General features: G+C 44.1%; 9 protein-coding genes. 5 read left to right on the top strand and 4 right to left on the bottom strand.

What is annotated here, in order from left to right; translation table 11 throughout:
- Positions 1-12 precede the first annotated feature (12 nt).
- The 3 genes from AB6E78_RS18135 to AB6E78_RS18125 form a co-directional block, all read right to left on the bottom strand.
- The gene (locus tag AB6E78_RS18135) at positions 13-138 is read right to left on the bottom strand and encodes a hypothetical protein (RefSeq protein WP_260302023.1); all 126 of its coding nucleotides are present in this window, start codon (positions 136-138) and stop codon (positions 13-15) included.
- A gap of 171 nt (positions 139-309) precedes the next feature.
- Positions 310-795 carry a methylated-DNA--[protein]-cysteine S-methyltransferase gene (locus AB6E78_RS18130; protein WP_372134031.1) on the bottom strand — a complete coding sequence of 162 codons (486 nt, stop codon included), beginning with the start codon at positions 793-795 and terminating at the stop codon, positions 310-312.
- A 141-nt stretch (positions 796-936) separates the two neighbouring features.
- Positions 937-2,286 (bottom strand): MATE family efflux transporter, encoded by a 1,350-nt coding sequence (locus AB6E78_RS18125; protein ID WP_065584506.1) that lies wholly within the window; start codon positions 2,284-2,286, stop codon positions 937-939.
- Between the two features lie 218 nt (positions 2,287-2,504).
- Here AB6E78_RS18125 and AB6E78_RS18120 point away from each other — a divergent pair, with 218 nt between their 5' ends.
- From AB6E78_RS18120 to ltrA, 3 genes are all read left to right on the top strand, one after another.
- Complete coding sequence (locus AB6E78_RS18120; protein WP_010433998.1) at positions 2,505-2,795, top strand: co-chaperone GroES; 291 nt, start codon at positions 2,505-2,507, stop codon at positions 2,793-2,795.
- Positions 2,796-3,001: 206 nt separating this feature from the next.
- Positions 3,002-4,648, top strand: coding sequence for a chaperonin GroEL (gene groL / locus AB6E78_RS18115; RefSeq protein ID WP_372134030.1), 1,647 nt, complete (start codon positions 3,002-3,004; stop codon positions 4,646-4,648).
- Between the two features lie 1,132 nt (positions 4,649-5,780).
- Positions 5,781-7,433 (top strand): group II intron reverse transcriptase/maturase, encoded by a 1,653-nt coding sequence (gene ltrA, locus AB6E78_RS18110; protein WP_108156761.1) that lies wholly within the window; start codon positions 5,781-5,783, stop codon positions 7,431-7,433.
- A 267-nt stretch (positions 7,434-7,700) separates the two neighbouring features.
- On the opposite strand, the gene AB6E78_RS18105 is transcribed toward ltrA, so the two are convergent.
- Positions 7,701-10,121: an ATP-binding protein gene (locus AB6E78_RS18105; RefSeq protein ID WP_372134029.1), complete on the bottom strand. Its 2,421-nt coding sequence runs from the start codon at positions 10,119-10,121 to the stop codon at positions 7,701-7,703.
- A 441-nt stretch (positions 10,122-10,562) separates the two neighbouring features.
- Here AB6E78_RS18105 and AB6E78_RS18100 point away from each other — a divergent pair, with 441 nt between their 5' ends.
- Entirely contained in the window at positions 10,563-11,120 is a 558-nt protein-coding gene (locus AB6E78_RS18100) for a VC2662 family protein (protein WP_017067162.1), read from the top strand.
- A gap of 192 nt (positions 11,121-11,312) precedes the next feature.
- Positions 11,313-12,791: a diguanylate cyclase gene (locus AB6E78_RS18095; RefSeq protein WP_017063163.1), complete on the top strand. Its 1,479-nt coding sequence runs from the start codon at positions 11,313-11,315 to the stop codon at positions 12,789-12,791.
- Positions 12,792-12,885 lie beyond the last annotated feature (94 nt).

Here is a 12,885-nt window from a genome sequence, read left to right as displayed (position 1 = left end):
AACGTATTATTATCAGCGTAACGGTGATGTTGATTCTTGAACCGATTGTTTACGTTTTGCCAGTTTATCTCGAATCTGAGTACCTGAATTGACTCGGTCATGTTTTTTATCATCAATAGAAAACGATAATAGTTTCATTAGCGCTATAGCTCCATCTCTACGCTTTCGATCTTCATAAGATTCAATCGTATCAGTGGACATTACCATCACCTCTTTGTATGAAATTTTAAATATAGACTATATGTTGTCTGGTGATAATGGCGCTTCTTGATGGCGAAATTTTATATTATTGATCTAGTGAGATAAGGTTTACTTCTTTTTATTTAAGATCGAACGCTCAAAATCTAACAACCACTCTTTGCGATTCATACCGCCGGTGTAGCCGGTTAATGTTCCATTCGCGCCGATGACTCTATGGCAAGGCACAACAATACTAAATGGGTTCTTGCCATTTGCACCACCCACAGCTCTTACTGCTTTTGGGTTATCCATTATTTTCGCTTGTTCACCGTAACTGATGGTTTCGCCATAAGGAATGGTTGTTAAAGCTTGCCAAGCTACTTTTTGAAACTCAGTGCCTTTTATCGCTCTTAATGGCAAATCGAATTCTATTCGATGACCTGCGAAGTACTCATCTAACTGTTTCGCTGCCAGTTGGCAAAGGTCATCTGGATTGCTAATCATTAGCTCTTCGTGATTTACATGGTCAATTTCAATAAGCGACACACCATTGCTCACAATGATCATCTTGCCAATCGGCGCGTCATAGAACATTTTGTAAGTGGTGTCTTCCATGTCATCTTCCTTTTTTTAGTCTTTTTCTGCTCTCAAGCTCTTCGAATCTCGTAACTGCTCTTAAGCTCTTAAATCTTTTCGCATCCCGGTTACTCGCATCTCGTATCTGCTCTTATATCTTTTCGCATCCCGTATCTGCTCTTATATCTTTTCGTATCCCGCATCTGCTTTACCCCTTACACGAAGCGCAAACAAGTACCCTGAAATACCGCCGACAATGTTCCCCAAGGCTAAGCCTATAAACAGCCCTTCGACACCATCAATTTGGCTGCCTATCCAAGCGAATGGCAAGGTAAAGACAAACAAACGCATGAAGCTCCATTGAAAGGCTTTGAGTGGTTGATGCATGGCGTTCATCCCACTGATCAGCATCATCACAATGCCTTGGAATCCATAGCTAAAGGGCACGACTAACAGGTAATGCCACAATATGCCTCGGACGGATTCTTCTTGAGAGAACAGGGCAGCCAAAGGAATGCTCAACGGCACCATCATTAAGAAAATCAAACCTTGGAACATCACAGCAAAACGCATACTCAGAAACAGTGCCTTAAAACTGCGTTGTGGGTTGTTTGCGCCAAAGTTCTGCGCCATGAAAGGCGTAAGCGCCGAAGTAAGAGACATCAACACAATGATAAGAATGGACTCGATACGTTGCGCTGCGCCATACGCCGCCACGGCTTCAGTCCCTTGTTTGGCCAGCATCATCATGATGATAGCGCCGGCAAGTGGGTTCAGAGCGTTAGACAAAGCCGCTGGGGTGCCTATTTTTAAGATCTGTCGCCAGTCACTGACGATGTTTGTCAGCTTAGGCGGCGCAAGCAGTTTTTCTCGCACCATCAATACGTAGAGTGAGCCACACAAAGCACCAAACCAACTGAAACCACTGGCAATCGCAGCGCCTTGAATCCCCAGTTCAGGGAAAGGCCCATACCCGAAGATAAGTAGCGGATCTAAAACGCCATTGATAAGGCCAGCCAGTAGCATGATCTTAGCGGGTGTTTTCGTATCACCGCTGGCTCGAATCGCGCTGTTGCCTGCCATGGGGATGACCAAAAATGGGATCGCGAGATACCACACCGACATGTATTCCGATATCAGCGGCAACAACTCTTGCTTTGCTCCTAGCAGGGTAAACATAGGTTCTAAGGCGATAATACCTAATGTAGACGCGCAGCCGACCAGAAGCAGAGCCAGCAATAAGCCATGACAGGTAAAGCGTGCTGCATTTTGTGCGCTGCCTTGGCCAAGCAATCGACCGATACATGTCGATAAGCCAATACCAATCCCCATGGTGATGCAGTTGATGGCAAAGGTGACTGGAAAGGTAAAGCTCACTGCTGCAAGTGCTTGTGTGCCGAGCAGTGAGATAAAGAAGGTATCGACCAAGTTAAACATCAAGATCGCCACCATACCGAATATGGTCGGTATGGTCATGGTACGCAATGTACTCTCAATTGGGGCAGTTAATAGCCCGTGCTTATCTTGCATGCAAAACGCCGATAGAAACCAAAAGCGTAGGATAAACAGATGCGGGATACGAGTAAACGAAAAGCAGGGAAAGATGAGGGGTGAGAATCTGCACTTTAGCTCACAATTTTTTCGTTCCCCCCTTGGGATCTTTCACATCGCCCCCAACATATTGTTTGACCCACGCTAATCGTGGCAACTATCAAAATTTAAATGGAAATTATCAGGAGATAAGACCGATGAATATCCGTCCTCTACATGACCGAGTTATCGTTGAGCGCCAAGAAGTTGAATCTAAATCTGCTGGTGGCATCGTTCTAACTGGTTCTGCCGCAGAAAAATCGACTCGCGGTATCATTCTAGCTGTCGGCAAAGGCCGCATTCTAGAAAACGGTTCAGTGCAACCGTTGGACGTAAAAGTTGGCGATACCGTTATCTTTGCTGAAGGTTACGGCACGAAAACTGAAAAAATCGACGGCAAAGAAGTTCTGATTATGTCTGAAAACGACATCATGGCGATCGTCGAGTAATCTATTTTTCATTTAACTCTCAGTAAAAGTTATCAGAGCCAGTATTGGATGATTCATATCGTCATTCCAGAAATGAGGAACGAATTATCTGGAATCTAAACAGAGTGCGATTTGAGTAGATTCTGAATCACGTTCGTCCCTCACTGTTCAGAATGACGCGATAACGCTGAGACGCCCCGAAACAAAGAATTTGAAAGGAAATTAAGATGGCTGCTAAAGACGTTAAATTTGGTAATGACGCACGTATTAAAATGCTAGAAGGTGTAAACGTTCTGGCTGACGCAGTAAAAGTAACGCTAGGTCCTAAAGGCCGTAACGTTGTTCTAGACAAATCATTTGGCGCACCAACGATCACTAAAGATGGTGTTTCAGTTGCACGTGAAATCGAACTTGAAGACAAGTTCCAAAACATGGGCGCGCAAATGGTTAAAGAAGTGGCTTCGCAAGCGAATGACGCGGCGGGCGACGGTACGACTACAGCAACAGTTCTTGCTCAAGCAATCATCACTGAAGGCTTAAAAGCCGTTGCTGCTGGCATGAATCCAATGGATCTTAAGCGCGGTATCGACAAAGCAGTTATCGCTGCAGTTGAAGAGCTAAAAGGCCTTTCTGTTCCATGCGCAGATACAAAAGCTATCGCGCAAGTAGGTACTATCTCTGCGAACTCTGATTCGACAGTAGGTAACATCATTGCTGAAGCGATGGAAAAAGTAGGTCGTGATGGCGTAATCACGGTTGAAGAAGGTCAGGCTCTACAAGACGAGCTAGACGTAGTTGAAGGTATGCAGTTCGACCGTGGTTACCTATCTCCTTACTTCATCAACAACCAAGAAGCGGGTTCTGTTGATCTAGAAAGCCCATTCATTCTTCTTATCGACAAGAAAGTTTCGAACATCCGTGAACTTCTTCCGACTCTAGAAGCGGTTGCTAAGGCATCTCGTCCACTTCTTATCATCGCTGAAGATGTAGAAGGCGAAGCGCTTGCAACTCTAGTTGTGAACAACATGCGTGGCATCGTTAAAGTGGCTGCTGTTAAAGCGCCTGGTTTCGGTGACCGTCGTAAGTCTATGCTGCAAGACATCGCTATCCTAACTGGCGGTACGGTTATCTCTGAAGAGATCGGCCTAGACCTAGAGAAAGTAACGCTAGAAGACCTAGGTCAAGCTAAGCGTGTAACTATCACTAAAGAAAACTCAACCATCATCGATGGCTCGGGCGAAGAAACAATGATCCAAGGTCGTGTTTCTCAAATCCGTCAACAAATCGAAGATGCAACGTCTGACTACGACAAAGAGAAACTTCAAGAGCGCGTAGCTAAGCTAGCTGGCGGTGTTGCAGTAATCAAAGTGGGCGCTGCAACTGAAGTTGAGATGAAAGAGAAGAAAGACCGCGTTGAAGATGCACTTCACGCAACTCGCGCTGCCGTTGAAGAAGGTGTGGTTGCTGGTGGTGGTGTTGCACTTATCCGCGCTGCATCTAAAGTTGCTGGCCTTGAAGGCGACAACGAAGAGCAAAACGTCGGTATCCGTGTTGCACTACGTGCAATGGAAGCGCCTATCCGTCAAATCACTAAGAACGCAGGTGATGAAGAGTCTGTTGTTGCTAACAACGTTCGTGCTGGCGAAGGTAACTACGGTTACAACGCGGCGACTGGCGAATACGGCGACATGATTGCAATGGGTATCCTAGATCCAACTAAGGTAACTCGCTCTGCACTTCAGTTCGCAGCGTCAGTTGCTGGTCTTATGATCACAACAGAAGCGATGATCACTGATAAGCCACAAGATTCTGGCCCTGCAATGCCTGATATGGGTGGCATGGGCGGTATGGGTGGCATGGGCGGCATGATGTAGTGCGACAAGGGTCGCATTGACTGTTCCTCAGGATAATGTACTGAGGTGGGCGGAAATATCGTTGGATATAACCGCCCTAGTTATCAACTCCGAGGATGTAATGATAACGCTCTGCCTAGAGTTCCTCTCACCCAACCTCCATACCCGAAAGGGTCTTCGAAACGGAAATATGTCTGAGGCAGCGTGCTGCCTCTTAGTTAACTATGCCGATGTGCATTCAAAGTAATAATCTTTGGCACCAACGCGCAGGAAACTGCCTTTAAAAAGGAAAGACATGGGACCGACATGCCAATGGTTTGGCATGCCCTCATAAACTGCAGCTCTTGGCTTCTTAGCTGAAAGTGAGTACTCCTCACTGACAGAACAAGAAGAGGTGCTTCAACAGTCAATTGACTGAAGCTTGTGTTTGTATTGTCTTACTCTCAACAACAGTTTGAGTGATAAGACCTACTTTGTAGCAAGTAGTAGCCTAGGGATAGTGCGAATCTGGTAACGGATTGGTGCGAAGCTTCCTGACAATGTACTCCCTGAAAAGGTGTGTCGTTTGCGCGAGCAAATAATACAGATATCGGTAATGACGACCGATTGAGAGGCTAGGCTTGGTTATAAGGTTAACGTATGTGAACTACTGATAAACAACGTCAGCCGCGACGAGCGAAATGTCTTTGTTTGTAGCAATCAATCTAGGTTGATTACTGCAAGGCGCTCTGACCAAAAGGTATGTGGACAGGTTATTCCTTTTACATCTGGGATTACGCTACTGTTGTGCCACCGTTGAATAGGTAGAACCTAAGTAACTAATTGTACAAATACAGGAACTTGGTAAGCCCAATTATTCGCCCTCGAGGCAGGTAACCCGTAAGGGGAGCTGTTGGATGAGTGGGTATGGGAGCGATGGATAAAGCGAATGCTTGGCTGTAATCGCCAAGATAGAGGTTCAGACTTTGCCTCAACTCGAAAGAGTGCAGACTTCCATTAGGTCTTTAATCGTAAGAAGGCTTGTAAAGCCGAAGGATGACTAGCGAACTTCGTTCGCTGGTTGATACTTGTCCCCCTAAGGGTGAATGATACTTCACCCTTAGGGGAGATCTATCTTCACTCCACATGGGGGATCCACCATGAGGAAAGCAAGATGAGTAAGGCACAGTGTCTACCTGCATTCTCATACTCGAACGATAGCTGGCAAACCATTAATTGGAAGCTATGCCATCAAAGAGTAAAGAAGCTACAAGTACGGATTGCGAAGGCAACTAAACACGGCGATAACAGGCAAATTAAAAAGCTACAGCGCATGTTAATACGCTCTTTTTCTGCCAAAGCGATAGCGGTAAAACGGGTAACCGAAAACCGTGGAAAGAAAACATCAGGTGTCGACAAAGTACTTTGGAATACACCAACTTTGAAATGGGATGCTATTCAATCTCTAACGAGTAAAGGCTACAAGCCAATGCCGTTAAGGAGGGTTTACATTCCTAAATCTAATGGTAAAGAACGTCCGCTAGGAATACCGACCATGCGTGATAGAGCAATGCAGGCACTGCACCTGTTAGCGCTAGAACCTGTATCGGAAACCAAAGCGGACAGACATAGCTATGGATTTCGTCCTCACCGCAATTGTGCTGATGCTATTGAACAATGTTTCGTAAACCTCAGTCGCAAGAGTAGTGCCCAATGGGTATTAGAGGGGGATATTAAAGGGTGTTTTGATTTCATTAGTCACGATTGGTTAATCGCTAATATCCCTATGGATAAAGTGATACTCAAGAAGTGGCTTAAATCCGGATTTATGGAATCTGGAAGTTGGAATCCAACAGAAGCAGGTACACCGCAAGGAGGAATTATTTCTCCTGTACTTGCGAATATGGCTTTAGACGGGCTAGATGCGGTGCTGGAATCTCATTTCGGGAAGAAAAACACCAAAGCTAGTTATAAAACTAAGGTTAACTATGTGCGATATGCTGACGACTTCGTCATCACTGGCATCTCGAAAGAGTTGTTAGAGCAAGAAGTACTGCCAATAGTTGAAGCCTTTATGGCGGATCGTGGGTTAGAACTGTCGAAGGAAAAAACATTAATCACACATATAGAGAATGGGTTTGATTTCCTAGGGCAGAACGTTCGGAAATACAAAGGCAAGATGTTAATCAAGCCTGCGAAAAAGAATGTGAAAGTCTTTTTGAAAAACATAAAAGATTATCTCGATAGTCACAAAACGGCTCCAGCGAGTGCAATCATTGCCAAGTTGAACCCGATGATCAGAGGGTGGTGTAATTACCATCGTTGGATCTGTGCTAGTGAGACATTCAAGTATGTAGATTACCGAATCTGGAAGATGCTTTGGCGTTGGTGTCGACGTATCCATTCTAATCGCCGAAAACGCTGGATTAAAGATAAATACTTTAAGTCAGTAGGGGATAGGAATTGGGTATTCAGTGCACCAAGACCAAAAGAGGAAGATGGCTACTACCGTTTGCTTTACGCATCGAGAGTGAAAATCGACAAGCATGTAAAGATTAAGGCATTAGCGAATTGTTACTTACCAGAAGATGAGCAATATTTTGAAAGTTTGACGATCAGAAGATTGAAGAAATCTTTATCAGGTAACATGAAGCTTTGGAAGATTGCCGAAAGGCAGGGTTTCCAGTGTGCGGTATGCCACCGGCAGTTTGCCTCTGAAGATGAATGGGATGTTCACCATATCATTCGACGAGTCGATGGTGGTTCGGACAATAGCGAAAATCTTATGATGTTGCATATTAATTGTCATAGGCAATTACATGTTTGAGTTGCTGGCATTTACTTAGGTAGGTGCTTATAAAGGCTTGAGCCGTATGCGGGGAAACTCGCACGTACGGTTCTTAGGGGGCGGTGTCGCAGTAATGCGTCGCTGCTACCCTACATCATCCCCCTTTCTCTATAGCAGAGAAAGTCACACATAAGCTTTAGAAAACGGAGACTTCGGTCTCCGTTTTTTTGCTCTTAAGCCTTATTTATTCGCATCCCGTATCTGTATTTCAGCTTCACCATCCCCCTTTTTTCCAAAGCTCCTTGGTCAGCCTGCCTTGTGCGTAAACTGTTGTTCATCAATTTTTTGCAGCATCATGTCACGCTTAAATGGTTTTGGAAGATAATCGTTCATTCCACACTCGAAGCAACGTTTAATATCATCATCGAGCACGGATGCCGTTAAAGCGAGGATATGTGTTGCCTGAAGTTGCAGGTTTTCTTCATAGCGCCTGATTCGCTCTGTTGCCTCAAAGCCATCTACATTCGGCATCATGCAGTCCATCAAGATAAGGCCGATGTCTTGATGATGCTCTTTATATAAATCAATCGCTTCTTGTCCATCATTGGCAACCCAATATTCAATCCCTAACTTATCTAAATTGATACATACCACCTTCTGATTTACGCGGTTATCTTCAACTACGAGGACTTTTTGACGTACAGTCGCTTCTATCGGCTCAGGTTGATGTTGAGGGGGTTGTGGCTGTGACCTTTCAAGCACGGAGTTCAACATGCTACTTAAGCGGGAACCGAGCATAGGAAGAGTCACATAGCCTGAGATAAAATGACACTCACTCATAGGATCACTAAGATTATCTTTCACTATGATGATTTTCACCTCTGGTGCTAAGCGATGCAGTGTTTTGGCTTGGTTAATATCTTCCATCAAAGCGATCTCTGGGAGGTCAGTTGCCGCCAAGTTTGTTTCGATTGATTTTAGTTGTGGTGAGTAACCAAGGCGGAACAAGTCATCGAGTAAAAGTTTCGATGGCGCATCTGAATAATAGACAACGGTTTGTTTACGATTTTTATGTTCAGAATGATCTGATGGCACTACGGTTAATTGGAAATGAAAGCAACTGCCCACGTCTTTCTCTGACTCAACGTTTATCGAGCCTCCCATCATTTCCACCATACGTGACGAAATACTAAGCCCTAATCCGGTCCCCGCAATATTGGAGGTGATGTTGGTATCTTCTTGGCAAAACGCTTTGAAAATGTGCTCTTGTTGGTCTGCTGCGATACCAATACCCGTATCTCGAACAGAAAACTCGACCACACACTCTGTTTCCAATGATGGAAGCCGTTTAGCGGTGAATACGATAGAGCCTTGTTCTGTAAATTTGATCGCATTTGAGGCTAAATTCATCAACACTTGGCGAATTTTATTCCCATCAACATGAATGTACTCTGGGAGCTCGCCATCAATTTCAACTTCCAACTTAATCTGCTTTTGATAAGCTTTAGAAGAAATCAGAGTCACGCTATCAAACAGCAGCTCTCTTAAGTCTGTCGTATGTGGATTAATTTCCAGTTTACCCGATTCAATTTTGGACAGATCGAGAACATCGTTGATCAACATAAGTAAGGTTTGAGAAGAGGTATAGATAGTCCCAAGGCAGTCTTTCTGTTCTGCGGATAGTTTGGTTTCTGCCAGTATTTCTGACATACCAATCACGCCATTAAGCGGTGTCCGTATCTCATGAGACATATTGGCAAGAAAGGCACTTTTTGCACGGTTTGCTTGTCGTGCTTTCTCTTGTGAAACAATCAATTGAGTTTCAAGTTGACTGGCACGCCACACAACATAAAGCAGCACCAGTAACGTCACCCCTCCTAATGCGGCTGTCGATAAGTAGCTGTACGACTTTATCTGCGTCAGGCTCTCTGCGATCTGCTTGGGTGTTTCGGTGAAAAGTAAGTTGAGCTCATCTTCAACATGATAAATACTGCTGGTGAGTTCTCCTTTGAGGCCGCTATCAGAGCTGTACCCGACACTCTTTAACCCTCGCTGCAATCGCCAAAAGTGGCGTTTAAAATTATTAAACGAAGCTAATGCACTGATCGTTCGGGAATTCTGTTCTATTTCATCTTGGATTTTGAACAATGAATCGACAATCTTATCTAATGTTGTCTGATCAAAATCGGTAAAGAACTGATACATGAGATCTTGTGTTTCTAAAGTCAATTCTTCAAGCTGCACATTATTGGATTCATGTACGAAGCGCTCAAGTGTCAACGCTGCATTTTTTAGTTTCTCAATGAGCCCAATTTGGTCCCTCTTGCCATGTATGCTGACTAACTCAAGGGCTAATAATGTAAAGGCGGTGTGGTACTCGTCGAGATACTCGACAACTTTGGCATAATTAAAAGAAATATTGAGGTCGCTTCGTACGATTTTCCCATCGATCTCAGCTAGCTTTTCGATCAGCTGACTTCGCTTTATATTGAGTTGTTCTTGAATCTCTGGTTGCCTTGTGGAAACAAACTGCTGCTCTTGTCGTCTGACAGAGAGCATAACGCTATAAGCTTCAGAAAGACTGAGCTGGAGATTAATCATGTCCTGCTCTTTGTTCTTCAGAGCATGGCTAACATAGATATAGAGGCCTAAAAATAACACGATAGCCAAAAAACCACGCGAAATAATCGCTTTAATGGTCTGTTTATTCGTAGGTTCCTTAACCATGCTATTCCCACTGTTTCATATCGTTCTATTCCTATATTAGAATTTAGTTTATTTTCAGAATTTTACGAACATTAGTTTTTGAATACCTGAGGTCTGTTGAGCTTTTATCAATAAATTTTTTAGGATGACATCGCTTTAGATGCGGCAATAAGTGTGTGGGCTATAAGCTTGTGAAACATGTTGATTTTCTCGCCTAGATTTTTGTTTGGAATAATAAGCGTTAGAGCGGAGGTTTCGGTCTCTGTTTTTTTTGCTTTTCGCATCTCGTTCACTCGAATCCCGCATCTGCTCTTAACCATTGCTCTTTATGATTTAGCGGCTTATATTCAACAGTACAGTTATTACATTGATTTAACATGGGTAGCTGTTGAATAAAGGACAATAAATGCTTGATTAAAAATGGATTAATCAAGTGAACAATAAGTCAGTGGAGACTCCCCAATGAAAAAACTACTTTCAGTACTTGCTGTGTCTGCAGCAGTAATGGCACCGGCGGCATTTGCTTCTTCGCCTGTTATGTTTTCAACGATCAATGGCTTCAACGCACCTGACTCAGATGCTGTTGGCGGTGTGCGCTTGGCTTTACTTCACGGACAAGTGAACGACCTTAAAGGTGTCGATCTTGCCGTTGTTGGTATGTCTGAGACGCAAACGACCACAGGTGTGAACCTGGGTATTTTGGGTGCATCAAAAGTGAACCAAGAAATGACCGGTGCATCTCTAGGTTTCTTCAACTGGAACACGGGTAAAACAACGGGTGTTAACCTTGGTGCTGTGAACATTACTAATGATGTGAAAGGCGCGAACGTGAGTTTCGTCAACTACTCAGAAGGTAACACTATGGTTGATGTTGGCGCTGCGAACCTTTCAGAAGTGTCTACGGTTCAGGTTGGTATCTTCAACAAAACCAACAAAATCGAAGGCGTACAAGTTGGTCTGATCAACTGTGCTGACAACGGTTTCTTCCCGTGCTTCCCGATTGTAAACTTTGCTAAGTAAGGCTTAGTGTTACTATAGTGATTCATAACGCCTAAGTGCATCTGACTTAGGCGTTATTGCAACTCAACATTTTCTTATAGATATCCAAACGCCCCTCCAAAATAGATAAGCATATTGTTTTATATTTTCTATTGCAGTATTTTTACTTATGAGTACAATGTGCGATAAATTCCTAATGATGATTTATATGCTTTGATTAACCACCATACCGTCGATTTTAAAAAGGCTTTCTTAGGCCTGACCGCCAGTTTTTTAGTAGTTTTGAGCTTGTTGCTCGTTGATTCAGCGGAAGAATCAGATAAACAGTATGGAATGGAAAACCAAGGCGTAACACGCTCTTTAGCGGAGCTCACACAGATCATAAATGCGCTTGAGTACAACATCACTGCGCTTTATCCACTGCATGGGGATACCTACGTATTCTCGCATGACAAAAAGATCGAGGGTGAGACGTGTTACTTCACCAGTGAGGAGCAACATGCCCCTCGTTTTGATTTTATGTTCTCTGGCCCTCGCGAGATGTGCAACCCGGAATCGGACCTTTATACCGAAGCGGGCAAGCGCCTGTTCATCGCGCCGACCATGGCTTATTTTGCCAATACCATTGATACTATCTCTGCGATTTATTTCATTTCAAAAGAGAAATTCATTATCTCTTCGCCTTCTGATTTTGCCAGTTACATTAAGGGCGACACCTTTGATTCGGTTGTGAATAGCAGGCCTTATTGGGTGAACACGATTCGCTTTGGCTTAGCTCAAGGGCAAGACCAAGTGGTGTATACCGGCCAATATGATGACTACCTGACAGGTCAGAAAGTGGTGACCTTAACCAAAGGAATCTACGTTAATGGTGAGTTTAAAGGGGTGTTGGGTGTCGATGGCTATGTCTCGAACCTAGTATCGAACCCTACCCATGGCTATAAAGTCACCAGTACTCGAGGCGCAAACAAATACGGGTTTATGGATTTTACGTATTCCAAGCCTCTGTATGTTGATGACATTAACACCCAGCTATATCTGAGTATTGAAGAAGATAAGAGCGAGCACTTTCTGCATGTATTGGAGATGGAGAAGATTCAGCTGTCGATACTGTTGGTTTTGTATCTGCTCTCGGTTTTATGGCTATGGCGCTTCTATACAAGACAAGAGCACCAGCGTTTAAATGAGCTAGCAATGCGCGACCCATTAACGGGCTTGCTGAATCGACGTGGTTTTGAGGCTCGATTACTGGCGCAAGATGAAGAGCCGATTATTGGTGTTGGCGTGTTTGATATCGATGATTTCAAAGTCGTTAATGATCAGCATGGCCATAAAGTGGGGGACGAGGTGATTTGCCATGTTGCTCGGTTGATGCTGAACAGCGTTAGACAGCAAGATATCGTGGCTCGATTTGGTGGCGAAGAGTTTGTTGTCGCGATTACGGGTGAATCGTCTGAGTTGCTTTCATCGATCTTTGAGCGAATTCAAAACGACATTAGCCTACAGAGTTATCGATGCCCTACGGGTGACAAGATTAGTATCTCAGTGTCTGGTGGCGCGACGCTTTACTCTTTGTATAAGTTCGACAGCGTAGGGCACTTGTGGGAAAACCAGAGTATTCGTTCGTCTGATGAGCAGCTCTATAAGGCAAAGGCTGCGGGTAAGAATCAGGTGTGCATTCAGGTGTATTAATTAGTTGGATACACAAAGGCCTAGTCGTGTGACTAGGCCTTTTTAAGGTTCATCGCGGATTAGCGGGAACTAAAAACAAAAACGGTAGTAAGTG

The organism is Vibrio sp. 10N.247.310.98, assembly GCF_041467395.1.
Lineage (GTDB): Bacteria > Pseudomonadota > Gammaproteobacteria > Enterobacterales > Vibrionaceae > Vibrio > Vibrio crassostreae_C.
Note: the sequence above shows the minus strand (reverse complement) of the source record. Positions and strands in the feature narration are given on the sequence as shown.